Annotated in this window: 25 protein-coding genes; 13 read left to right on the top strand and 12 right to left on the bottom strand. The window is 73.4% G+C overall.

Features of this window, described 5'->3' with window-relative positions:
* Window positions 1-85 precede the first annotated feature (85 nt).
* Together ABZ454_RS04100 and ABZ454_RS04105 are read left to right on the top strand one after the other, a co-directional pair.
* On the top strand, window positions 86-442 hold the full coding sequence (locus ABZ454_RS04100; protein WP_356316523.1) for a rhodanese-like domain-containing protein: 357 nt from the start codon (window positions 86-88) through the stop codon (window positions 440-442).
* Window positions 439-1194: a sulfite exporter TauE/SafE family protein gene (locus ABZ454_RS04105; protein WP_359535976.1), complete on the top strand. Its 756-nt coding sequence runs from the start codon at window positions 439-441 to the stop codon at window positions 1192-1194. Before ABZ454_RS04100 ends, ABZ454_RS04105 begins: the two co-directional genes overlap by 4 nt.
* Window positions 1195-1288: 94 nt before the next feature.
* On the opposite strand, the gene ABZ454_RS04110 is transcribed toward ABZ454_RS04105, so the two are convergent.
* A complete protein-coding gene (locus ABZ454_RS04110) occupies window positions 1289-1567 on the bottom strand; it encodes a metal-sensitive transcriptional regulator (protein ID WP_327365242.1) in 279 nt (92 codons plus the stop codon).
* Window positions 1568-1667: 100 nt separating this feature from the next.
* Here ABZ454_RS04110 and ABZ454_RS04115 point away from each other — a divergent pair, with 100 nt between their 5' ends.
* Complete coding sequence (locus ABZ454_RS04115; protein WP_356316354.1) at window positions 1668-2240, top strand: rhodanese-like domain-containing protein; 573 nt, start codon at window positions 1668-1670, stop codon at window positions 2238-2240.
* 66 nt (window positions 2241-2306) lie between these two features.
* Here the strand turns inward: ABZ454_RS04115 and ABZ454_RS04120 are convergent, their stop codons facing one another.
* On the bottom strand, window positions 2307-3602 hold the full coding sequence (locus ABZ454_RS04120; protein WP_359535977.1) for an alpha/beta fold hydrolase: 1296 nt from the start codon (window positions 3600-3602) through the stop codon (window positions 2307-2309).
* A 104-nt stretch (window positions 3603-3706) separates the two neighbouring features.
* Between ABZ454_RS04120 and ABZ454_RS04125 the strand changes: the two genes are divergently transcribed.
* Complete coding sequence (locus ABZ454_RS04125) at window positions 3707-4870, top strand: betaine/proline/choline family ABC transporter ATP-binding protein (protein ID WP_359535978.1); 1164 nt, start codon at window positions 3707-3709, stop codon at window positions 4868-4870.
* Window positions 4871-4899: 29 nt separating this feature from the next.
* Here ABZ454_RS04125 and ABZ454_RS04130 read toward each other — a convergent pair whose 3' ends face one another.
* Together ABZ454_RS04130 and ABZ454_RS04135 are read right to left on the bottom strand one after the other, a co-directional pair.
* Entirely contained in the window at window positions 4900-6048 is a 1149-nt protein-coding gene (locus ABZ454_RS04130; protein WP_359535979.1) for a serine hydrolase domain-containing protein, read from the bottom strand.
* A gap of 174 nt (window positions 6049-6222) precedes the next feature.
* A complete protein-coding gene (locus tag ABZ454_RS04135) occupies window positions 6223-6855 on the bottom strand; it encodes a LysE family transporter (protein ID WP_359535980.1) in 633 nt (210 codons plus the stop codon).
* Window positions 6856-7122: 267 nt separating this feature from the next.
* Here ABZ454_RS04135 and ABZ454_RS04140 point away from each other — a divergent pair, with 267 nt between their 5' ends.
* Window positions 7123-8274, top strand: coding sequence for a Gfo/Idh/MocA family oxidoreductase (locus ABZ454_RS04140; protein WP_359536174.1), 1152 nt, complete (start codon window positions 7123-7125; stop codon window positions 8272-8274).
* The gene (locus ABZ454_RS04145) at window positions 8271-9200 is read left to right on the top strand and encodes a PmoA family protein (RefSeq protein ID WP_359535981.1); all 930 of its coding nucleotides are present in this window, start codon (window positions 8271-8273) and stop codon (window positions 9198-9200) included. The genes ABZ454_RS04140 and ABZ454_RS04145 overlap by 4 nt, the downstream gene beginning before the upstream one ends.
* Before the next feature lie 37 nt (window positions 9201-9237).
* Here the strand turns inward: ABZ454_RS04145 and ABZ454_RS04150 are convergent, their stop codons facing one another.
* The 4 genes from ABZ454_RS04150 to ABZ454_RS04165 all read right to left on the bottom strand — a co-directional run bounded on the left by ABZ454_RS04150 (window position 9238) and on the right by ABZ454_RS04165 (window position 12346).
* Window positions 9238-10194, bottom strand: a complete 957-nt coding sequence (locus tag ABZ454_RS04150; RefSeq protein ID WP_359535982.1) for an ABC transporter substrate-binding protein — start codon at window positions 10192-10194, stop codon at window positions 9238-9240.
* Window positions 10191-10868: an ABC transporter permease gene (locus ABZ454_RS04155; RefSeq protein WP_359535983.1), complete on the bottom strand. Its 678-nt coding sequence runs from the start codon at window positions 10866-10868 to the stop codon at window positions 10191-10193. Before ABZ454_RS04155 ends, ABZ454_RS04150 begins: the two co-directional genes overlap by 4 nt.
* Window positions 10865-11542 carry an ABC transporter permease gene (locus ABZ454_RS04160; RefSeq protein ID WP_359535984.1) on the bottom strand — a complete coding sequence of 226 codons (678 nt, stop codon included), beginning with the start codon at window positions 11540-11542 and terminating at the stop codon, window positions 10865-10867. Before ABZ454_RS04160 ends, ABZ454_RS04155 begins: the two co-directional genes overlap by 4 nt.
* Window positions 11543-11647: 105 nt before the next feature.
* Window positions 11648-12346, bottom strand: coding sequence for an alpha/beta hydrolase (locus ABZ454_RS04165; RefSeq protein WP_359535985.1), 699 nt, complete (start codon window positions 12344-12346; stop codon window positions 11648-11650).
* Window positions 12347-12635: 289 nt separating this feature from the next.
* Here ABZ454_RS04165 and ABZ454_RS04170 point away from each other — a divergent pair, with 289 nt between their 5' ends.
* From ABZ454_RS04170 to ABZ454_RS04190, 5 genes are all read left to right on the top strand, one after another.
* Window positions 12636-13028 carry a nuclear transport factor 2 family protein gene (locus ABZ454_RS04170; protein ID WP_359535986.1) on the top strand — a complete coding sequence of 131 codons (393 nt, stop codon included), beginning with the start codon at window positions 12636-12638 and terminating at the stop codon, window positions 13026-13028.
* Window positions 13029-13119: 91 nt separating this feature from the next.
* A complete protein-coding gene (locus ABZ454_RS04175) occupies window positions 13120-13794 on the top strand; it encodes an SUMF1/EgtB/PvdO family nonheme iron enzyme (protein WP_359535987.1) in 675 nt (224 codons plus the stop codon).
* Between the two features lie 307 nt (window positions 13795-14101).
* Window positions 14102-15394: a phosphoribosyltransferase gene (locus ABZ454_RS04180; RefSeq protein ID WP_359535988.1), complete on the top strand. Its 1293-nt coding sequence runs from the start codon at window positions 14102-14104 to the stop codon at window positions 15392-15394.
* A 334-nt stretch (window positions 15395-15728) separates the two neighbouring features.
* Window positions 15729-16823, top strand: a complete 1095-nt coding sequence (locus ABZ454_RS04185; RefSeq protein ID WP_359535989.1) for a tetratricopeptide repeat protein — start codon at window positions 15729-15731, stop codon at window positions 16821-16823.
* A gap of 8 nt (window positions 16824-16831) precedes the next feature.
* A complete protein-coding gene (locus ABZ454_RS04190) occupies window positions 16832-17869 on the top strand; it encodes a polyprenyl synthetase family protein (protein WP_359535990.1) in 1038 nt (345 codons plus the stop codon).
* A gap of 64 nt (window positions 17870-17933) precedes the next feature.
* On the opposite strand, the gene ABZ454_RS04195 is transcribed toward ABZ454_RS04190, so the two are convergent.
* Window positions 17934-18365 carry a DUF2000 domain-containing protein gene (locus ABZ454_RS04195; protein WP_359535991.1) on the bottom strand — a complete coding sequence of 144 codons (432 nt, stop codon included), beginning with the start codon at window positions 18363-18365 and terminating at the stop codon, window positions 17934-17936.
* A 99-nt stretch (window positions 18366-18464) separates the two neighbouring features.
* On the opposite strand from ABZ454_RS04195, the gene ABZ454_RS04200 reads away from it, so the two are divergent.
* A complete protein-coding gene (locus tag ABZ454_RS04200) occupies window positions 18465-19283 on the top strand; it encodes an AraC family transcriptional regulator (protein ID WP_359535992.1) in 819 nt (272 codons plus the stop codon).
* An 18-nt stretch (window positions 19284-19301) separates the two neighbouring features.
* Here the strand turns inward: ABZ454_RS04200 and ABZ454_RS04205 are convergent, their stop codons facing one another.
* Window positions 19302-19856, bottom strand: coding sequence for a DUF664 domain-containing protein (locus tag ABZ454_RS04205; protein WP_356316319.1), 555 nt, complete (start codon window positions 19854-19856; stop codon window positions 19302-19304).
* Between the two features lie 75 nt (window positions 19857-19931).
* Window positions 19932-20186, bottom strand: a complete 255-nt coding sequence (locus ABZ454_RS04210; protein ID WP_356316317.1) for a WhiB family transcriptional regulator — start codon at window positions 20184-20186, stop codon at window positions 19932-19934.
* Window positions 20187-20397: 211 nt separating this feature from the next.
* Between ABZ454_RS04210 and ABZ454_RS04215 the strand changes: the two genes are divergently transcribed.
* Entirely contained in the window at window positions 20398-22455 is a 2058-nt protein-coding gene (locus ABZ454_RS04215) for a SpoIIE family protein phosphatase (RefSeq protein WP_359536175.1), read from the top strand.
* A 78-nt stretch (window positions 22456-22533) separates the two neighbouring features.
* Here ABZ454_RS04215 and ABZ454_RS04220 read toward each other — a convergent pair whose 3' ends face one another.
* Window positions 22534-22998 carry a hypothetical protein gene (locus tag ABZ454_RS04220; RefSeq protein ID WP_359535993.1) on the bottom strand — a complete coding sequence of 155 codons (465 nt, stop codon included), beginning with the start codon at window positions 22996-22998 and terminating at the stop codon, window positions 22534-22536.
* Between the last annotated feature and the right edge of the window lie 178 nt (window positions 22999-23176).

Here is a 23176-nt window from a genome sequence, read left to right on the forward strand (position 1 = left end):
CCTGAACCCCCCGCGCCCGCCCGCCGTCACGGCAGGCGGGCAGCCGCACCCCGCACCTTTCGGAGTACTTCCCATGTCTTTCCCGATGTCTCTCTTCCGCCGCGGCCCCGGGCGGATCAGCGCCGCTCAGGCCCGGAGCCGGACCGCCGACGGCACCGCCGTGCTGCTGGACGTACGCGAAACGTCCGAGTGGGACGCCGGCCACGCTCCCGGAGCCGTCCATCTGCCGCTGTCCGCGCTGGTCGGCGGGGCTCCGCTGCCCCCGCCCGCGGACCGGCCCGTGGTGGTGATCTGCCGCTCAGGCAACCGGTCCCGCCGGGCGGCCCGCGTCCTCGCGGACCGCGGGGTGTCCGTCGTCGATGTCACCGGTGGCATGACCGCCTGGGCGGCCGCCGGCTTTGCCGTGCGCGACCGGCGCGGGACGGCGGGCACCGTCGCATGACCTCGCTCGTCCTGGCGCTGATCGCCGGCGCGGTGGTCGGGCTCGCGCTCGGCGGGCTGGGCGGCGGCGGCAGCGTGATCGCCGTGCCCGCACTGATCTATCTCCTCGGCTTCGGCCCGGCCGCGGCCACCACCGCCGGCCTGCTCATCGTCATCGCGACCTCCCTCACCGGCCTGCTCGCCCACGCCCGGGACGGGCTGGTGCGCTGGCGCACCGGCGGACTCTTCGCGGCCGCGGGCATCGTCCCGGCGGCGCTCGCCGGAGCGGTGTCGGTGCGCCTCCCCTCCGGGGTCCTGACCGCGGCCTTCGCGGTGCTCGCCGTGGTCGCCGGGGTGCGGATGCTCCGCGCGGCCGGAACGCCGCGGGCTGCGGGGCTGCCGGACGCCGTGCCGGTCAGGAGGGCCGCCGGAGCCGGGGCCGGACTCGGCGCGGTGACGGGTCTGCTCGGGGTGGGCGGCGGCTTCCTCGCCGTTCCCGCGCTGGTCACCGTCCTCGCCCTGCCGATGCGGGCGGCCGTCGGCACAAGTCTGCTGGTCATCATCGTGAACTCCACGGCCGCGCTGGCCGTGCGGCTCGCAACGCCCACGCCGCTGGACTGGGCCCTCATCGCCCCGTTCGCGGCGACGGCGGTGCTCGGCGCCTGGGACGGGAAGCGGCTGGCCGCCAAGGTCTCCACGGACTCGCTGCAACGCGTCTTCGGCGCGGTGCTGCTGGCCGTCGCCGTGTTCATGCTCGTCGACTCGGTCCTGTGACCCGGCCGTCATGTGACCCGGCCGGCCGTGCGGAGCGACGCCGCCGTGCCGGACGGGGCGTGCGCGGCGGTGCCGCCCGCCCGCCCGCCCGGCCTCAGGCCAGCGAGAGGAAGAGCTTCTCCAGCCGGGCGCGCATCTGGTCCCGGTCCGCGGGTTCGCCGCCGCCGTCGGCCATGCAGTGCTGAAGTCCCGTCGCGATGATCGCGAAGCCGGCCCGGTCGAGGGCCCGCGAAACGGCCGCCATCTGGGTGATGACGTCCTCGCAGTCGCGTCCTTCCTCGATCATCCTGATGATTCCGGTGAGCTGGCCCTGTGCGCGGCGCAGGCGGTTGAGCACCGATTTGAGTTCATCGGCCGCCATGTCGAGTTCCACACATCCTCCTCTTCATACCCCGAGGGGTATTCTAGCCCGTCCGGGGCAGGAGAGACCGAGTCTCTGCCTCACACCCGGTGAACGAAAGGAAACACTGCTCGTGACCAGCCCCGTATCCCTCTCCCCCGCCCAGGCCGCCGCCCGTCTCGCGGAGTTCACCGTCATCGACGTACGCGCCCCCGGCGAGTACGCCTCGGGGCACGTCCCCGGCGCCCTGAACATCCCGCTCGACCGTCTCTCCGAGGCGGTGCCCGCTCTGAAGTCCGCCTCGGCGCGCGGCGACCTGCTCGTGGTGTGCGCGTCCGGTGTCCGCTCCACGCGGGCCTGCGACATCCTCTCGGCGGCGGACATCGACGCCGCGACCCTCTCCGGCGGCACCTCCGCCTGGGAGGGCGAGGGCCATGGCCTCGACCGTCCGGAGGGCGGCCGGGCCACCTGGCCGATGGACCGCCAGGTGCGGCTCGCGGCCGGCTCGCTCGTCGTGGCCGGTCTGCTGGCGGGCGTGCGGCGCCCGGCCGCGCGCTGGCTGTCCGCCGGCGTCGGAGCCGGTCTCGTCTTCTCCGCCGTGACGAACACCTGCGGCATGGCGGCGGTGCTGTCGAAGCTCCCGCACAACCGTGCTCCGCGCTCCGCCGCGAACCTGGACGAGACGCTGGACGCCCTCCAGGGCTGATCCACCTCAACGGGGAAGGAGCCGGTCGCACTCCGTGCGCGACCGGCTCCTTCCCCGTAGGAGGGCTCAGACCTCGTCGCGGACGAGGGCGAGCAGCCGGTCCAGCACGCGCGGTCCGCCCGCGCGCAGCCCGTCGTGCTCGAACTCGTCGGTCACCCAGGTGCGCAGCCCGCGGATCGCGGCGGCGGTGCGCAGCGCGTGCGCCGTGTCCACGTACATGTCGTCGTGATAGACGGCGGCGGCCACCGGCACCTCGTTGGCGGCCAGACGCGCGGTGTCGTACAGCGGCTCCCAGTCGCCGCGGGCGGCGATCAGCTCCGCCGTCTCGCGCAGCGGGCGCAGTGCCGGGTCGACGTCGAAGTGCCAGGGGTGGATGCTCTCGCCCGTGAACAGGACCGGGCCGTCGCCCTTGAGGGCCGCCGTCGCGTCGAACTGCGGGAATTCGGCACGGACCCGCTCGGCCGCCCAGCCGGTGGGGCGCTCGTCCTGCCCGTAGCTGGCCTCGTGCAGGAGGGCGTACAGCGGGTGTCCGGCGAACGAGCCGGCCGAGCGCATGGCCTCCTGGAAGGTGTCGGAGAGCTCCTTGCCGTACGGGGTGCGGACGAAGGCGTTCTCCAGCAGGTAGTGCAGCTGGTGGCTGCCGTTGCCGCCGCCGAGCATGATGCCGAGGGACTGGAATCCCTCGGGCGTCAGCCGGTGTCCGGCGCTTTCCGGGCGGTGCTCCGCGAGGTGAGCGGTGATCTCGCGGGCGCGCTCCACGTCCTGCGGGTAACGGGCGTAGTGCGCGGCCACCTTCCGCTCGATCCTCGGGTACGCGGCCCGGTAGACGTCGTCCGCGTGGCCGTCGAGCGAGGGCAGTCCTCCGGTGATCAGGACGGTGCTGAGGCCTTCCGGGGCGGCCGAGAGGTACCGCACCGCGCAGAACCCTCCGAAGGACTGGCCGAGGACGGTCCAGGGCGCGCCGCCGGTCAGCTGCGGCCGGATCAGCTCGCAGTCGCGCACGATGCTGTCGGACCGGAAGTGCGTGAGGTAGTCGGCCTGCTCGCGCGGACCGCCCCGCAGCGGCAGGGTCTGCCGGTTGGCCGGGGTGGACAGGCCGGTGCCGCGCTGGTCCAGGAGCAGCACGCGGAACTCCTTCACCGCCCGTCCCAGCCAGGCCTCGGTCCCCGTGAAGCGCCGGGCGCCGAAGCCGGGGCCGCCCTCCAGGTAGAGCAGCCACGGCAGTCCCTCCCCGGCCCGGGAGCCGGCCACCACCTCGCGGCCGAAGACCTCGATCTGCTCACCGCCGGGGTCGGTGTGGTCGAGCGGCACCGTGAAGTGACGGTCGGTGAGGACGAGGCCGGGCTGACGGTAGCTGTTCAAGGGGGCTCCTGGATCGATGGTTCCCGGACAGTTCAGCACACCGGCGTGCCCCGTACGGGCCCGGCCCGTGTGCGGCGGCCCCGCCCGGCTCCTACCGTGCAGGCATGATCCGGTTCGAGCAGGTCGGCAAGGTCTACCCGGACGGGACGACCGCCGTCGACGGACTGTCCTTCGAGGTCGCCGAGGGGGAGCTGGTCACCCTGGTCGGCCCCTCGGGGTGCGGCAAGACCACCACGATGATGATGGTGAACCGGCTGATCGAACCGACCTCGGGCCGGATCCTGGTCGACGGGCAGGACATCGCGAAGACCGACCCCGTGAAGCTGCGCCGCCGGATCGGCTACGTCATCCAGCAGGTGGGGCTCTTTCCGCACCGCACCGTCCTGGACAACACCGCGACGGTACCGGCGCTGGTCGGCTGGAAGCGGTCCCGGGCCCGGGCGCGCGCGGCGGAGCTGCTCGATCTGGTCGGCCTGGACCCCGGGACGTACGGCTCGCGCTATCCCGCCCAGCTCTCCGGGGGCCAGCGCCAGCGGGTCGGGGTGGCGCGGGCCCTGGCGGCGGACCCGCCGGTGCTCCTGATGGACGAACCGTTCGGCGCGGTGGACCCGGTGGTGCGGGAGCGGCTGCAGAACGAGTTCCTCAGCCTGCAGGCCGCCGTCAGGAAGACGGTCCTGATGGTCACCCACGACATCGAGGAGGCGGTGCGGATGGGCGACCGGATCGCGGTGTACGGGGAGGGGCGCATCGAGCAGTTCGACAGCCCGGGTGCGGTGCTCGGGTCGCCGGCGACCCCGTACGTGGCGAGGTTCGTCGGCGCCGACCGCGGGCTGAAGCGGCTGTCGGTCACCACGATCGAACCGCACGACCTGGAGGAGCCGCCGGTGGCCCGCCTGGACGAGCGGGCCTCGGTGGCGGCGGCCCGGCTCGGCGCCGCCCGCTCGCGGTGGGCGGTGGTACTGAACGGTGACGGCGAACTGCACGGCTGGGTGTCGGCGGACGCGCTGCGGAACTCCGGGGAGCGCGGGACAGTGGCTGAGGCGGCCCGCCGGATGGACGCGTGGGTGCCCGTGGGCGCCCCGCTCAAGCAGGCGTTCGGCGAGATGCTCCAGCACGACGCCGGGTGGGTGGCGGTCCTGGACGGGGCACGCTTCCTCGGTGTGCTGACTCCGGCCAAACTCCATGAGGCCCTGCGCCGTTCGGTGGACGCGGACGCGCGGGGTGTGGGGCGCCACGAGGTGCGCTACGACTCGGTGGCGGACGCCTGACGGGCGTCCCGTCCCCCGGCCCGCGAGGTTCACCGGCGGGCGACGTGACTCCAGAAGTCCCGCATGGTCCGGGGCGGCTGGGGACCGGCCATCTCCACCTGGGTGAGCATGATCGCGACCGTGCCGGAGGACGGGATGATGTGCGCTGTGGTGCCGGTGCCGCCGACCCACCCGTAGCGGCCGGGTACGTTCCAGGGGGCGGTCCTCTCCACGTCCACCGAGCCGCCGAACCCCCAGCCCTGTCCTTCGGTGAACAGCGCGCTCGCCTTGCGCTGTCCGGGTGTCAGGTGGTCGGTCGTCATCTGCCGCACCGATGCGGGCGTCAGCAGAGCGTGGTCGCCCACCGTCCCGCCGCCGAGCAGCATCCGGCCGAAGGCGTACCAGTCGCCGGCGGTCGAGACCAGGCCGCCGGCCGCGGACGGGAAGTCGGGGACGCTGCTCCACTGTCCGTCGGGGGCGTCGACCAGGTCGAACCCTCCCGCCTCACCCGCCCGGTAGTAGCTGGTGAACCGGTCGAGCTTCCGCGCGGGGACCGCGAATCCGGTATCGCTCATGCCGAGCGGCTCGAACAGCCGCTCGGCCAGGAACTCCGGCAGCGACTGCCCGGACGCCCGCGCGATCAGGACGCCCAGGATGTCGGAGCAGGTGTTGTACAGCCATGCCTCCCCGGGCTGGTGCAGGAGCGGGATGCGGGACAGCTTCGCCATCCAGGCGTCCGGGGCGGCGACGGCCTGAGGCTGGGGCGGACCCTGCTTCAACTCGCTGAACAGGGGCCCGACGGCGGGCAGCGAGAAGTCGGACGGGAACCCGTATCCGGCCCGGGAGGTCAGCAGGTCCAGCACCGTGAGGGGCCGGGCGGCCGGGACCACGTCGTCGACGGGGCTCTCGGGGGTGCGCACGACCATGGGCGAGGCCAGCTCGGGGAGCCAGGGCGTCACCGGGTCGTCCAGCGCGATCCGGCCGTCCTCGACCAGCATCATGGCGGCCGCCGCGGTGATCGGTTTCGTGAGGGAGGCGATCCGGAAGACCGAGTCGGGGGCCATCGGGGCAGAACCGTCGGCGTCGGCGCTGCCCGCCGCCCGCACGTCCACCTGGTCGCCCCGGGCCACCAGGGCCACGGCTCCCGGCACCGATCCGTCGCGTACGTGCGTCTGAAGTACTTCGCGCAGGGTGCTCATCTCTCCGCCTTCTCGCGTAGGGGTCAACAGGATGACTCCCGCGACGGCGCGAACTCATCGGGCCGCGCCGGGCGGCCGCACGCCGCTCCCGCCCCGTCGGCGGTCCGAGGGGCGGACCGTCGTTCGCCCCTTCACTCCTCCGTGCGCGCACGGTCGCGCGCTCGGGCAGGCACGTCAGGACGAGGGCAGCAGCAGCCGGACGGCGAGCACCGTGATGAGGGTGCTGGAGGCGAGCGCGGTGACGAGTCTCCCCCGCTCCCCGGTCAGCGCCCGGCCCAGCAGGGCCCCGCCGCCCGCGATGAGCAGCTGCCAGCTGGCTGACGCGGCGAAGGCGGCGAGTACGAAGACGGCCCGGTGCGCGGGGGCGGAGGCCGCTACCGCTTCGCTGCCGAGGACCAGGGCAGCGAAGTAGACGACGGTCATCGGGTTCATCAGGGTGATCGCCAGCAGCGTGAGGTAGGCCCGTGCGGGGGTGGGAGGAGCGCTGCCGTCGTGCGTCGCCGCGGCTCCGCCCCGGTACGCGCCGAGCGCGGTGACGCCGCCGCGGACGGCGAGAGCGACGAGGACGGCGGCCGACGCCCACCGGAAGGGCAGCATGACGGGTTCGATGAGCGGGGTGAGCGTCGAGCCCCCGACGACGGCGATCAGCGCGTAGAGCCCGTCCGCTGTCGCCACCCCGAGCGCGGCGAAGGCGCCCGTCCTCAGGGAGGTGCGCGTGGTGAGGGCGGCGAGGTAGGTCGCGACGGCTCCGACCGGCATGGCGATGCCGTATCCGGCGAGGAGCCCCGCGACCAGGACGGCGCTCACCCGCGGTGGCGCGACGGCTTCCGCGGCCGGCCCGGCTGCTGTCGGCCGCTCGTCACCGATCGGTCGGCGCGAGTGGGCGGCAGGAGGGCGATGTCCGTGGTCATGGGCAGATGCTGCGGCCGGAGCAGACCTGTCGGCAAGTCATTTTCCGCGGCCCCTCGGACGGCCCCCGGGAAGCGGGTCCCTTGACCCGTGCCGTGCGCAAAGCCTAGGTTTCCGCACGGAGAAAGCGCTTGCTATCCGGCGGGCGCCCCACTCACCGTGGAGGTGTTTGTCACGCCCAGCCAGGCTTCCCCCCGCAGGCCGATCCGCGTCGCGATCGTCGGCACCGGCGCGATCGCGCGCGTCAGTCATCTGCCTGCACTGCGCGCGCTGGCCGCCGAACAGCCCCTGGAGATCGTCGCGGCCGTCGATGTCGACGCCGCCTCCGCGAAGGCGTTCTGCGCCGACGCGGGCACCGGCCGCCCGTACACGGACCTCGGACTCATGCTCGCCGAGGAGCGCCCCGACCTGGTCACCCTCGGTACGCCGCCCCGCTTCCACCGCGACCAGACCGTCGCCGCGCTGCGAGCCGGGGCCTGGGTGTGGTGCGAGAAGCCTCCGTGCCCCTCGCTGGAGGACTTCGACGCCATCGAGGCGGCGGAAGGCACCGGCCCGGGCGGCCCGTATGCCGCGATCGTGTTCCAGCACCGGTTCGGTTCCGGCTCGGACCACGTCCGGGCGCTGCTGGCCGAACAGGCGATGGGGCGGCCCCTGGTGGCCCACTGCCAGACCACCTGGTACCGGGACCAGGCGTACTACTCCGTGCCGTGGCGAGGGCGTTGGAGCACGGAGGGCGGCGGTCCGGCGATGGGCCACGGCATCCATCAGATGGATCTGCTGCTCGATCTGCTCGGTCCGTGGTCGGAGATCCGCGCGATGGCGGGACGGCTGGTGCACGACGTGGAGACGGAGGACGTCTCCACGGCCCTCGTCCGCTTCGAGAACGGGACCATGGCCACGATCGTCAACAGCGTGGTCAGCCCGGACGAGGTCAGCAGGATCCGGATCGACTGCGAGCGCGCCACGGTCGAGCTCACGCACCTGTACGGCCACCGCAACGCCGACTGGCAGATCACCCCGGCTCCCGGGGTGCCGGCCGGTCAGGTCGCCGAGTGGCGGGACTTCGGCGTCGACGTGCCGAGCTCCCACGAGGCGCAGCTGCGCGGTCTGCTGCGCGACCTGCGGGCCGGCCGCCGGCCGCGCAGCAGCGGCGCCGACGGCCGGACCAGCCTGGAGCTGGTCGCCGCGCTGTACAAGGCGGCCTTCACCGGCAACACCGTCCGGGCCGGCGAGATCGGCCCCGGCGACCCGTACTACAGCGCCCTGCACGGCAACGCCCCCGGCTGGGCGCCCGAGCGGACGGAGGCGTCCGCATGAGCGGCCGGCTGGACCTGGTGCACCGGCACGGCGACCACATCGCCGTCTCGGTGGCGGGCAGCGGGGTCGAACTCCTGCGGTACGTGTACCGGCCCGAGGCGGCCTGGGAGGCGCCGAAACCGTACATCCATCCGCTGCGCACCCTGGCCGGCCGGGTGGTGACCGACTACCGGCCCAACGACCACCGCTGGCACAAGGGGCTGCAGCTGACGGCTTCGCACCTGTCGGGGCAGAACCTGTGGGGCGGCAACACCTACGTGCCGGGTCAGGGCTATCAGCCGCTGCCCGAGCGGGTGGGATCCATGGCGCACCGCGGGTTCGACGAGGTGTCGGTGCGGGAGGACGGGGTCACCGTCGCCGAACGGCTCAGCTGGCATCCGTACAGCGGTGAGCGGTGGGCCGACGAGGTGCGCCGGGTCGAGGTGCACGACGTCGACGAGGCGTCCGGCAGCTGGGCGCTGACATGGTCGTCGGCCGTCACCAACCGGCGGGACGAGCCCCTGCGGTTCGGCAGTCCCACCACGCACGGGCGCCAGGGCGCGGGCTACACGGGGCTGTTCTGGCGCGGGCCGCGCGCCTTCCGGGACGGCCGGATCCTCACCCCGGAGGGCGAGGGCCCCGAGGTGATGGGGCGCCAGGCCCCCTGGCTGGCGTACAGCGGCGAGCACGACGGGGCGGACGGCCACGCGACGCTCGTCTTCGCCCACGCTCCGGAGAACGACCACACGGGTGCGGGCGGCGCCCACCCCGCGCACTGGTTCGTCCGCAACGACCCTTTCGCCGCGGTCGCCCCGTCCTTCGCCTTCCACGACGAACTCGTGCTGGAGCCCGGGGCCACACTGGCCCGGCGCTACCGGGTGGTCGTCGCGGACGGGGCATGGGACCGCGCGCGGATCGAGGCCCGGCTCGCGGAGCTGACCTGGTGAATCCGGGTGCGGCCGGCCGTCGGCCGCACCCGGGTCGTCAGCCGCCGGGGACGAGCCGGTGGGACCGCACATAGGCGCGGGCGACGTCCTCGGGGAGCCGCCGCCAGCTGTCCACCTGTTCGTTCATCCGGGCCAGGTCCCCGGTCGTCAGTACGGTGTTCAGCTTGCCCAGCGCCGTACGGACGCCTGCGCTGCCCGCCCGCGACCGGTTGACGACGGGAACCAGGTAGTCGGCGTTCTGCAGGTGCTTGTCGTCCGCGAGCAGCACCAGGCCGAACTCGTCCAGGGTGGCGTCGGTGGTGGTGGTCAGCACCATCTGGTCGCGGCCGCTGCGGACGGCCTCTTTGGCCTGGGTCGTGCCGACGCCCTTGGGGTCGACCCTCGTGACGTCGATGCCGTACGTCTTCTTCAGCCCGGGGGCGCAGTAGGGGCGCTGGACACACTCGTCCCCCGCCGCCAGGCGCACCGGCAGTCCCGACCTCCCCAGGTCGCTGAGCGACTTCAGGTGGTGCTCCGTCGCGTAGGCGGAGGTGACCGCGAAGGCGTTCTGGTCGACGGCGTGGCCGGGGTCCAGGACGGTGAGGCCGCGGGGCGCGGCCAGGGCGCGGAGCGCCTTCATCGTGACGGCGAGGCCGGGCGAGCCGGCGGGGGCGGCGTCGGCGCCGTTCTCCTTGGCGTTCAGCCAGTCGGCGAAGGTGGCGGCGTACTCCGGGACGACGTCGATCTGACCGCTCTCCAGCGCCGGTTCGTAGATCTCCCGGTTGGTGACGGAGATGACCTTCGTGGAGTATCCGGCCCCGGCGAGCAGCAGGGCGTACATCTGGGCGAGGAGGTCGCTCTCGGTGAACCCGGCCGAGCCGATGGTCAGGTGCTTGCTGTCACCGGGCGGGGCGGTGATCTCGCCCTGGTTCTCGAGGGCGGGGCCGGTGGAGCACGCGCAGACCGGTGCCAGGAGCAGGAGCAGGGTCGCGGCGAGCGCGTGCCGGGGCGTCATCCGGTGTTCCCTCCGCCGGTCCGGCGGGGAGCGAGCCGCGTCGCCAGCTCGAAGACGCCTTCCACGATCAGGGCGAACGCGGCGACCAGCACGGCCCCGGCGACCACCTGGGCGGTGGAGGCGAGGTTGAAGCCGGCGGTGATGATGCGGCCCAGGCCCCCGCCGCCGGCAAGCGCGGCGATGGTGGCGGTAGCGACGAGCTGGACCGCCGCGATCCGTACGCCGGTCAGGATGAGCGGCAGCGCGAGCGGCGCCTCGACCCGGGTCAGCATCTGCCGCCCCGTCATGCCCATCCCCCGGGCCGCCCGCACGACGTCCCGGTCCACCTCGCGCATGCCGACGTAGGCGTTGGTGAGCAGCGGCGGTACGGCGAAGAGGACGAGCGCCACGACGGTGGGCCCCTCCCCGAACCGCCCGACCGGGGTGAGCAGCAGCAGGACGAGGACGGCGAAGGTGGGGACGGCCCGGCCGACGTTGGAGATGTTGACGGCAAGAGCGCCGCCCCTGCCGAGGTGGCCGAGGACCAGTGCCACGGGCAGGGCGATGAGGCAGCTGATCAGCAGGCAGACGACGGTGAGGACGAGGTGCTGGGCGAGCCGGGTCCAGACGCCGTCCTCGCCGTACCAGTGCGCCGAGGTCGTGAGCCAGGTCCAGGCGTCGGCCAGCGTGTTCACGACTGTCTCCGCGTCCAGGGGGTGAGCAGGCGCTGCGCGAGGAGGAGCAGCAGGTCGGCGGCGACGGCGATGACGACGCACAGGACGGAGGCGGTGAGCACCTGGGCCTTGAAGTAGGTGTTCATCCCGGAGTAGATGAGGTTGCCGAGCCCGCCGTAGCCGACGATCGCGCCGATGGTGACCAGGGAGACGGCGGAGACGGTGGCGATGCGCAAGCCCGCCATCGCGGCGGGCAGGGCGAGCGGGAGTTCCACGGCGATGAGCAGCCGTACGGGCCCGTACCCCATACCGCGTGCCGCCTGCCGGGTCTCCTCGGGTACGGCGCGCAGCCCGGCCAGGATGTTCCGTACGAGCAGTGTGAGCGAGTACAGGACCAGCCCCGCCACGACGAGCGAGGCGGAGAGTCCGTACACGGGGAGCAGCAGCGAGAACATGGCGAGGGACGGGACGGTGTAGAGGATGGTCGTCAGCCCCAGCACCGGTCCTGCCGCCCAGCGCCGGTGCCGGGCGGTGAGGGCGAGCGGCAGCGCGATCACCAGCCCGATGAGTACGGAGACCGCGGTCAGCTGGAGGTGTTGCAGCACGGCGTCCCAGAGGATGTGCCGGCGGCTGCTCAGATACGCGCCGCAGATCCACTCGTTGCGCGCGAGGCAGTCGTCGGGGGGCGCGGTCATCCCTCCATGGGAGCCCGGAACGCTGCGGTGGCGCGCGTCCTGTTCGCCTGTTCGGGGACCGGGCCCCAGGGTTCCACCGGGCGGGCGAGCCGGAGCGTGGGCCGGTCAGCGCGCCGCTATGCCGTTGAGGATGCCGACCAGTTCGTCCGGCCGGGAGAACATCGGCCAATGCCCCGTGTCCATCGTGACCAGTTCCCACCGCTCACCGGTCAGCAAGGCGGCCACGTCATCGCTCGGTTCGGGGCCGTCGAGGAGGCATTTGACGTAGGTCGCCGGAAGATCGCCGAGCGGGCGGCTCAGCACCGCGGGATCCTTCAGCGAGGCGCCCGGGTGCGGTGTGGCACCGCTCAGGAGCCGTGCCGTCTGCGCGTCGGTGAGGCCCTGCCCTTCGAAGTCCGGCGCGGTCGGCGGGGCCCAGAAGCCGTCGTTCCCCTCGAGCTCCGCCTCCAGCGCGGCCGGCCCCTGCCACCAGGCGGACACGAACGACTCACCGTCGGCCGGGACACTGGCGTCCACGAAGACGGCGCGGGCCAGGCGGTCACCGATGCGCTCGGCGGCCTGACCGACGGGGATGCCCGCGTAGCTGTGCCCCACCAGAACGACGTCGCGCAGTCCGAGGCGGTCCACCTCGTCGACGATGTCGGTCACATGGGTCTGCCGGCCGACCGGTCGGCCCTGCTTCTCACCCACGCCGGACAAGGTCACCGGGTGCGCGCCGTGCCCTGCCGCTCGCAGACCCGGCACCACCGCGTCCCAGGCCGTGGCTCCCAGCCAGGCCCCCGCCACCAATACGAAATCAGTCATGCGGAAAACCGTAACCGAGGGGTGTGACAACGGCCTTCGGCCGGCCGTCAGGCACCACGCGTTCCCGCGCGGATCAGCACCGCGGTTCCCAGGAGGCGGCCTCGCGGCGGCCGGGGGCCGATTGCGCACGGCGCTCCACGATCGAAGGCTTCGGCCAGGTCCTCACCGGAGGCCTCGCCTTCCAGCAGCGCCGCCAGGACCGCGTACGTGAGGGGATGTCTGGACAGGCCGGCACCGAGGTGCTTACTCTCCTCCACACCTATTCAACAAATTGACTATGGAGTTGGGGATGCACCCTTTCCGTCAAGCCGTCGAAGCGCACGACATGGGCGCGGCCGAGGCACTGCTGGCCGAGGATGTCGTCTTCACCAGCCCGGTGGCGTTCCGGCCCTACCGCGGCAAGCCCCTCACCGCCGCGATCCTGCGCGCGGTCTCCGAGGTCTTCTCGGACATCCGCTACGTCCGTGAGCTGGCGAGCGAGGACGGCCGCGATCACGCGCTCGTCTTCGAGGCGAGGGTGGGAGACCGGGAGATCAACGGCTGCGACTTCCTGCACATGAACGAGGCGGGCGAGATCGACGACATGACGGTCATGGTGCGGCCCCTGTCGGCCGCGCAGGCGCTGGCCGCCGCCATGGGCGCCCGGTTCGAGCAGATCAGCCGCGAGGCCTCGGCCGGCTGAGCGCCCCTGTACCAACGCCCTGGACAGGGGGGCCGGTTGCTCCGGTGCACGGCCGATTCGCAGGCAGCCGCGTTGATATGATCACCGCCCCATGGACACACATACCGAGATCGCGATGATCGACGTCCCACCGGGGCGGGTGACCCTGTCCGACCGTCGCACACAGCGCAGCTGGACGGTCGATCTCGCGCCGTACCGGCTGGCGGCGGTCCCGGTCACCCAGGCCCGGTACACGCAGGTCACCGGCGAACGGCCGAGCACGGCGCAGGGCGACCTGCTGCCCGTGGAAGGGGTGTCCTGGCTGGACGCCGTCCGCTTCTGCAACGCCCTGTCCCTGCGGGAGGGGCTGGCGCCCGCCTACCGCCTCCACGCCGACGCGGCGCAGGTCACGTGGGACACGGCCGCCGACGGGTACCGGCTGCCTACCGAGGCCGAATGGGAACACGCGTGCCGGGCCGGCACGACGAAGGCGCGGTACGGTCAGCTCGACGACATCGCCTGGCATCGCGGCAACTCGCAGGAACGGCCCCACGACGTGGGCACCCGGCAGCCCAACCCGTGGGGCCTGTACGACACGTTGGGCAATGTGTGGGAGTGGTGCTGGGACGTCTACGACGCCGAGGTGTACGGCACCTACCGGGTGCTGCGCGGTGGGGGCTGGTTCGACGAGCGCTGGAGCTGCCGGGCCTCGGTGCGGCGCCGCAGTCACCCGACATTCCGGATCGACGACACGGGGTTCCGCGTCGCCCGCTCCGGACCGATGTGAGCCGGCGGGCCGCAGGCGTGCGCCAGCCGCCGGCGGCCCGCATCGACCGTGCCGCGTCGACCGGTTCGGCGGCGCGGGGGTGACGCGGCGCGCTCAGCCGTGCCGAGACAGTCTTTTTTCATTGTCATCTGACGTCCGGATTCCGATGCCCCCGCGACGACGGCGGCCGACCGCGTCGCACGCCCTCCCGGCGCAGATCGTGGCGGCGGGGTGCTCCCCGGCGGTTGCGGGCGGGCGCGGCACGGTGTTGATTCGAAGTAGATGTCCGGGCGGCCGCCCGCTTCCCTGATCCCGGGGGTGAACGCTTGTGCTGTTCGCCGACCGCGCCGACGCGGGACAACGGCTGGCCGAGGCCCTCCGCCCGCTGGCGAAGAGCGATCCCGTCGTACTGGGGCTGCCGCGTGGCGGCGTGCCGGTGGCCTTCCGGGTCGCCGCGGAACTCGGGGCCGCACTCGATGTGATCGTGGTGCGCAAGCTCGGCGTCCCCTACCACCCGGAGCTGGGCTTCGGCGCCATCGGCGAGGGCGGGGTGCGGGTCATCAGCGAGGACATCGTCCGCCGCGGCCGGGTGTCGCAGGAGGACGCCGCCGAGGTCGAGCGGGCCGAGGAGGCCGAGTTGCTGCGGCGCGCGCGGGCGTTCCGGGGTGACCGGCCCCGTATCCCGCTGGGGGGACGCACGGTGATCGTCGTCGACGACGGCATCGCGACCGGCGCGACCGCCCTGGCAGCGTGCGAGGTGGCCCGTGCCCAGGGCGCGGCGCGCGTGGTGCTGGCCGTGCCGGTGGCGCCGCCGGACGCCGCCGAACGGCTGGGCGGCCAGGTCGACGAGCTGGTGTGCCTGTCGACACCGTACGGCTTCTCCGCCGTGGGCGAGTGGTACCGGGACTTCGGGCAGACCCCGGACGAGGAAGTCGTCTCCCTGCTCGCCCGGGCCGCCACCCCGCTCCCGCCGCCGGCCCCCGCCGAGGTGTCGGTGGAGGCGGGCGGCGTGATCCTGCCGGGCGAGTTCACCGAGGCCGAAGACGCCGGAGCGGTCGTCGTGTTCGCCCACGGCTCCGGCAGCAGCCGGCACAGCCCTCGGAACCGCTCGGTGGCGGCGGCGCTGAACCGGGCGGGTCTGGGCACCCTGCTGTTCGACCTGCTCACCCCCGCCGAGGAGGCCGACCGGGCCAACGTCTTCGACATCGGCACCCTGGCAGGGCGGCTGGTGGATGCCACGCAGTGGGTCCAGCGCCGCGCGCCCGTTCCCGTCGGCGTGTTCGGGGCGAGCACCGGCGCGGCGGCGGCGCTGCGGGCCGCCGCGGCCGTCGGCACGGCACCCGGCGCGGGGATCGGCGCCGTCGTCTCCCGCGGCGGCCGGCCCGACCTCGCCGGGGACTGCCTGGGCGATGTCCGGGCCCCGACGCTGCTGATCGTGGGGGGCGCCGACACCCGGGTCCTGGAGCTGAACCGACAGGCCCAGGACCGACTGCGCTGCGAGAGCCGGCTCGACGTCGTCGCCGGCGCCACGCACCTCTTCGAGGAGCCGGGGACGCTGGACGAGGTCGCCGCACTGGCCCGGCAGTGGTTCACCAGCCATCTGGCCGCCCCGCACGACTGACCTGGACCGGCCGCCCCGCCGCCCAGCCGTCCCCCACGGCCGGTACGGCTTGCCGCCCCTCGGCACGCCGCTGCTGACACAGGCGGATCCGCCGCCCGTTCACCCGCCCCGGCTCAGCGGGCCGGACCGGCCATCGCAGGGATTCCCCGAGCGCGAGGCAACCGTCCGCACGCATCTGCCGTCTTGATCCACAACAAGGCGGCACGCCACACACGACCGACCTCGACCCACCCCCCACGAGCGCAGGGGACCGCCCACCACGCATCTATACGCTTCATGTATACACAGAGCGCATAGATGACGGCGGCCTCCCGTGCACGCACGAAAGGCTCCCATGCACAGCAAAGCACTGGCGCCCGAGTACCAAGGCGCCCTCACCAAGTTGTCCGTGAACGCATCCCTCACCGAGGTACTGGCCGAGGGCGAGCGTCACTTGAAGGAGGCCGAACTCGCCGGCTCCGCACAGGAAGTGGCCCGCACCGGGCTCGCGGTCGCCGAGGCGCACCGCAGGCTGGGCCACGTACAGGAGGCCGACCGCGCCTGGAAGGCCAGTTACCGGGCCGCCCGGTCGGCCGGCGACCAGGGAGCCATGGCCTGGGCACTGTGGAGCGGCGGGACGCTCGCCCGGCAGCGCGGCGGACTGCGGCTCGCCTTCCGCCTGTTGCGGCTGGCCGCCGACCTGGGGAAGGCGGGCGGGGACGTGGTCGCGCGCGGCTACTCGCTCGCCGGCCTCGCGGAGACCGGACGCATCCAGGGCGACTATCGGACCGTGGCGGCGCTGCACGAGCAGCTCCTCGCCGAGGCACGGGCCCGCGGCGAGGCCCGCCACACCGTCTGGGCCCTGGAGGGCATCGCCCAGATCCACCGCAACACCGGGTCCTTCGACACCGCCCTCGCGATGTTCGAGGAGGCGGCCCAGCTCGCCGGCGACGCGGACGACCGGCGCGGGCGGGCCTGGGCGCTGCGCGGCATGGCCGACATCATCTCCGTACGGGACGACGACCCGGAGCGCGCCCTCGGCCTGCTCGCCGAGGCCGAACTCACCTGCCGTGCGATGAACCTGTCGAGCGCCCTCGCCTACAACCACAAGATGCGTGCCAACGTGCTCTACCGCGCCCGGCGGTACGAGGAGGCCCGGTCGGTCTACGAGGAGGCGCTGGCGGAGTTCCGTGCGATGACCGAGCCCCGGGGCGAGGCGCTGGCCCGGCTCGGACTCGTGAAGTCGCTCGCCCGGCTCGGCCGCGACCGCGCTGAGACCGCCGCGGAGCTGGACGAACTGCGGGGCACGCTGGACCGCATAGGACTGCTCAACGCACGTGACATGGTCGACAAGGCCTACGCGGAACTCGACGTGAGCCCGGCCGATGACCTGGCGCCGGCCGCCGGAACGACCCCGGTTGACGACATGACCGCGGGCGTGCGCCGATGACGCCTCCGGTGGCCCAGCGGACCGACGCCCCGCACATCCTCGCCCGGTGCCGTGACCTCGTCCGTCCCGCGCTCGGCAGGGCGGTCCGGCAGCTGCATCCGTGGCATGCCGAGATCACCGCGTTCTCCCTCGGCTGGGACGGGCCCGACGGCCGTGCCGTCCCCGGGGCGCAGGGCAAGGGGGTCCGGCAGGCCCTGGCCGTGCTCGGCGCGGAGGCCGTCGGCGCGAAGGGGGACAGCGCGGTCCTCGGCGCCGTCGCCGTCGAACTGATCCACACGTTCTCGCTGCTCCACGACGACATCATGGACGGCGACGAGACCCGCAGGCAGCGGGCCACCGCCTGGAAGGCGTACGGGACCGGGCCCGCCGTCCTCGCCGGGGACGCGCTGTTCGCGCTGGCCGTCCAGACGCTGGCCGGGGCCCCCGGGGGCGTCTGCGTCCCGGCGGTCCGGCTGCTGGCGGGGACGCTCGACGACCTGGTGCGCGGTCAGGCCGACGACCTGCTCTTCGAGTCACGCCCCTGGACCGGGCCCGCTGCCGTGGAGCCGCATGAGTACCGGCTGATGGCCGAGCAGAAGACGGGCGCCCTGCTGGGCTGCGCAGCCGGCCTGGGCGCTGTCCTCGGCGGCGCCGGGCGCCCGGAGACCGATGCCCTCATGACGGCGGGGCGCCACCTCGGGGTGGCGTTCCAGTCCGTGGACGACGTGCTCGGGATCTGGGGCGACCCGGAGGTCACGGGAAAACCGGTCCACAGCGATCTGCGCCGCCGGAAGAAGACGTACCCCGTACTCGCCGCCCTCGCCGCCGGGGGCCCGGCCGCTCTGCGACTGGGCGCGCTCCTGCGGACCGGCGGCGCGCTGGACGGCCCGGCCGCCCGGCGGGCGGCGGGACTGATCGAGGAGGCCGGCGGTCGCGCCGCGGCCCTGGCCGAGGCGGACCGGCACCTGGAGAGCGCCCGCGCCTGTCTGGAGAGCGTGGCCCTGGCCCCCGAGCCTCTCGCCGACCTCCTCGCCCTGCTGCCGTACTTCGCCGAACGCACCCGGTGAGGCCGCGCGCGGCCGGCCGGGGCGGACACGTCCGCCCCGGCGGCACGGGTGGTCCAGCGCTTGCTCAGTGGTGCATCGACGCTCCCTTGAGGATCTTGTCGACGGCGTTGCGGGGTCCGTACACGGCCAGCCCGGCCAGGTCCATCCCGTCCCGCCGCACCGCGCGGACGGCGGCCCGGTTGTCCCGGTCGTTGCCCGTCGCGAAGAGGTCGGAGGTGAACACCGACAGGGTCACGCCCCGGCCGACCGCCCGGGTGTGGGCGGTCGTCAGCAGTTCTTTCGAGCCTTCGAAGACCAGCACCGGCTGACGGAACATCGGCAGGTAGGGAGTGTCGTCGGCGTCGGCGTACGGCTCGCCGATCACCTCGGGCACGGCCGTGCCGAGCCCACTGACCAGGAAGGCCGTCACGTTGAGCCGCTGCCAGGTCTCCAGGTCGTCCCGGAGCAGCACGGCGATCTTGGTGTCGAAGCGGACGGGGGCGAGTGCGTCTGTCATGGGGCCGAGCCTGCCCGGCCGGACGCCGCCCCGTCTTGTACGAACTTTGCACGGCGGTCCCCGGAATCGGAGGCGGCGGGCCGGGCGTACGATCGGCCCATGGCTGCTCGTCCGGACATCACCGCGTGGCGTCCGTCCGTGGCGGGCATCGAAGAGGTGTTCCACGCCCGCTTCACCGACCACACCTACCCGATGCACACGCATGACGCCTGGACGCTGCTGATCGTGGACGAGGGCATGGTCCGCTACGACCTCGACCGTCACGAGCACGGAGTGCTCACGGACGTGGTGACCCTGCTGCCTCCGCACGTCCCGCACAACGGCGGCGCCGCCACCGCCGCGGGGTTCCGCAAGCGCGTCCTGTACCTCGACGTGGGCCAGGTCGACGAGGAACTCGTCGGGATGGCCGTCGACCGGCCCGTCGTGCACGACCCGGCCCTGCGCCGCGGGATCGCCCGCCTGCACACGACGCTCGCCGGGCCGGGGGACGAGTTGGAGGCGGCGAGCCGGCTCGCCCTGGTCGCCGAGCGTCTCGACCGTCATCTGCGCAGCCGTCCGGAGCCCGCGCGCTACGTCCACGACCGCAGGATCGCGCACCGGCTGCGGGACCTGCTCGACGAACGGTTCGTGGAGGGGATCACGCTCCAGGAGGCGGCCCTGCGGCTGCATGCCCATCACGCGCATCTCGTGCGGGCCTTCAGCCGGGAGTTCGCCATGGCACCGCACTCGTACATGACGGGTCGCCGCGTGGATCTCGCGCGCCGGCTGCTCCTCGGAGGGATGCCGGCGTCGCAGGTGGCGAGCGCCGTGGGCTTCTACGACCAGTCCCATCTGACCCGCCACTTCAAGCGGGTCGTGGGCACGGGCCCGGGGCACTTCGCCCGTACCCGCGGCGCGTCCGGCCCGTCGGCCGGGTGATCAGGGCCCGCGGTGCGCTCAGGCCGGGCTCGCGGGTCCGGCCCGGTGCGGCCGGCCGGGTGCCTGCCCGCGTTCCAGGCAGCCCCGGACGAAGGCCGCCTGCCCGGCGTGCTGGAGGTCGTCCGACAGGACGCTGATCAGCCGGACGCCCAGGGTGACGGGTGGCGACCAGGCCTCGTCGACGATGCGGTCGAGTGCCTTGCCGTCGAGTCCCCGGACGAAGGCGGCCGACCGTGCGTGCACGGCGTCGTAGTACCCGAGCAGCAGCTCCGCCGAGCCGACCCGTACGGCGCCGACCTGCTCGCTGCTGTGTCCGTATCCGGTGGCGCTCCGGGCGACCGGCAGATCGAAACGTGAGGCCCAGTCCTCGGTGAACCAGACCTGCTCGGTTCCCTCCGCGTCCGCGATGTGGTCGTCCTGGACGCGGGTCAGATGCCAGACCAGCCAGGCGATCGAGTTCGCCCCCTCATCGAGGCGGGCGTTGAGGTCGTCCGGTCCGAGACCCTCGACGGCCGCGTGCACCGTTTCCCTGATGCGGGCGTACCCCTCGGTCAGGATGTCTGCGACGTTCATGCCCTCACCTTGTCCGCTCCCTCGCCCACGTCCCGCCATCGACACGCCCCGCGAGGTCCTGACGCCGTCTCGTCGCTAGCCGCGGTCCTTGACCTGCCTGCGCGAGCGGCGCTTAAGTGCCCGTCGTTCGAGCTCGCTCAGACCACCCCACACCCCGGCGTCCTGGCCGTTGTCCAGGGCCCACCGCAGGCACTCCTCCCGGACGGGGCAGCCCCGGCACACCGCCTTGGCGTCCTCGGTCTGGACCAGCGAGGGGCCGGTGCTCCCGATGGGGAAGAACAGGTCGGGGTCCTCCTCGCGGCATGCCGCCCGCGTGCGCCAGTTCTCCATGGGGTCTCACTCTCCTTACGGTCGTGTTCGTCCATTCGGCTTCGTACGCTGCGGGTGACCGCCCTGAGGCATCCGAAACCCCTGCGGCGCGGGCTTCGCTGCCGTCGGAGCTGCGGGGGTGGTCACTCCGGGGCGACCATGGGAGACAGCGGACCTGCGTCCGGGCGCGGTGACTGCATGGGAAGGATCGTCTGTGGGCGGCACTGATGACATGCGGACCGACTGGGGCGGCGCGCGCCGGCAGGGCGTGCACCGTTCCCCGGAAGGCGGTCTGCTGGACGTCCTCGGGGTGGCGGCGATGGTGCTGGACACCGACGGGCGCATCGTGCTGTGGAGCCCCCAGGCGGAGCAGCTGCTCGGCTACGCGCCCGAGGAGGCGCTGGGCCGGCTCGCCGCCCGGGTCCTCATCGACGAGGAACACTTCGAGCTGGTGCTGCGGCTGTTCTCCGAGGTGATGGGCAGCGGCGAGGCGTGGGCGGGCGTCTTTCCCGTGCGGCACAAGGACGGCACCTCCCGGCTGCTGGAGTTCCGCAACATGAGGCTCCAGGACGACCGCGGGGACTTCTACGCGCTGGGACTGGCCGCGGACGGGGCGACGCTGCGTGAGGTGGAGCGCGACCTCGCGCTCTCCGTGCGGCTGGTCGACCAGTCACCGATCGGCCTGGCGGTCCTGGACGGCGAACTGCGCTATCTGGCCGCCAACGGCGCGCTGGAGCGGATGGACGGGCTGAGTGCCGGCGAGCACCTGGGCCGACGCGTGGCGGAGGTCTTGCCGTTCCTGGACTCCGAGACGATCAAGGCGGCGATGCACGAGGTCCTCAGGAGTGGGGTGCCGCAGGTGTCGCACGAAGTGGTGGGCCGCACCCCTGCCGATCCGGACACCGACCGCGCGTGGCGGGTGTCGCTGCACCGGCTGGACGACTCCGGGGGAAGGGTGCTGGGGATGGCCGTGTCGCTGATCGACGTGACCGACCGTTACCGGGCGGCTGCCGAGGCCGAGCGCGCCCGGCACCGCCTGGCGCTGATCGCCGACGCCTCGGTACGCATCGGCACCACGCTGGATCTGGAGCAGACGGCCCGCGAGCTGGCCGAGGTCACCGTGCCGGAACTCGCCGACGTCGCCGCGGTCGACGTCCTCGACAGCGTCCTGAAGGGGCGCCCCGGCCTGACCGAGGGACCGCTCCTCATCCAGGCCCTGGCCGTCGTGGCGGCGCGGCCGAACCCCGTGGTGGAGGCGGCGGATCCGCCGGGCCACGCCGCCCAGTACGGCGCCGACCGGCTGATCACCCGGTGTGTGCGGACCGCTCAGCCGGTCCGGGAGCCGTACCTCGACGCGGGGATACTGGCGCGGATAGCCCGTGACAGCCGGTCGGCCGCGCTGCTCGCGCAGGCGGGCGCGCACTCCTACCTGGCGGTGCCGCTGATCGCGCGGGGCGAGGTCCTCGGCGCGATCGATCTCATCCGGACGGACAATCCGCTGCCCTTCACCGAGGACGACGAGGTGCTGGCGTCCGAGCTGGCCGCCCGTGCGGCGATCAGCATCGACAACGCGCGGCTGTACCGGCAGCAGCGGGAGACCGCACTCACCCTCCAGCGCAGCATGCTGCCCCGCAACCACCACGATCCGGCGGGTCTGGAGGTGGCGTCCCGCTACCAGCCGGCCGCGTCGCGGTACGAGGTCGGCGGGGACTGGTTCGACGTCATCGGGCTGCGGCACGGGCGGACCGCGCTGGTGGTGGGTGATGTGATGGGCAGCGGCATCAACGCGGCCACGACGATGGGGCGGCTGCGGACCGCCACCCAGACCCTGTCCAGGCTCGGCCTCCACCCCGCCGAGGTGCTGGGTCACCTCGACGAGATCACCGCCGATCTGGACCCGTCGTTCGCCACCTGTGTGTACGCCGTGTACGACCCGGCCGCCGGCCGGTGCCGGTTGAGCACGGCCGGTCATCTCCCGCCGGTCCTGATCCCGCGGGGCGGGGAACCGTGCCTGCTCGACCTGCCGGCCGGGGCGCCGCTCGGTGTGGGCGGTGTGCCGTTCAGCGACGTCACCGTGCCTCTCGGCCCGGGCGACCGGCTCGTGCTCTACACGGACGGCCTGGTGGAGACCCGGAACAACGACATCGACAGCCGGCTGGACACCCTGCTGGAGCTGCTGCACGCGCCGGATCCGTCGCTGGAGGAGTCCTGCGACCGGCTGCTGCGCGAGCTGCGGGACCCGCAGGACCCTGACGACGTGGCCCTGCTGGTGGCCCGGGTACGCGGATGACGCCGGGGCGGTGAGAGGGGCTGTCCCGTGTCACCGCCCCGGGCCCCGTCGGGTCGGACGGGGGCGCGTCCGGGTAGGTCAGTGTGCGCACCTGCGGTGCCGGTGGCAGCAGTGCGCGGCGACAGCCCTTCGGCGGCTGCTCGCGCCGAGGAAGCCCAGCCCGATGCCGAGCATCCAGGTGTCCTTGGCCAGCGGGACGCCGTCCAGGCTCGGGCGCAGGCTTCCGGGCTCGCGCAGCCCCGGCACCCGCAGATACAGGCCGACCAGCCCGCCGGAGAACCCCGTGAGAGCGAGCCCCGCGAGCCTGGTCGGCACGAAGGGGACCAGCAGGCTGCTGCCGACCGCGATCTCGGTCCAGGCCAGCAGCCGGGTGAACCGGTCGGGCTCGATCTTCTTGAGGAACGGGTAGGCCGTGCAGGCCATGCCGTGCAGGCCTTGGGCGGTCGCTTCGTCCGCCTTGAGCTTGCCCAGGCCGGAATTGAGGATGAACGCGCCGGTGGCGATGCGCGGCGGGAAGTCGCGCGGTTCGGGCAGCGGCAGCATGGGTGCCTCCCTGTGTCAGGTCGTCGGCCCCTGATCGAGCATAGCCAGCCGCCGCCCCGCACGCGCGCAGAGATCGGCCGCCTGCCCGGCGGCGAGCGCGGCGGCGACGGGCACGCCGGCTGTCGTCCCCCTGGGAGCTGGTGGCCGAAGGGGCGTGCTCCGTGGCGACGTGCCCCGG

It is taken from the genome of Streptomyces sp. NPDC005803 (genome assembly GCF_040630435.1).
Lineage (GTDB): Bacteria > Actinomycetota > Actinomycetes > Streptomycetales > Streptomycetaceae > Streptomyces.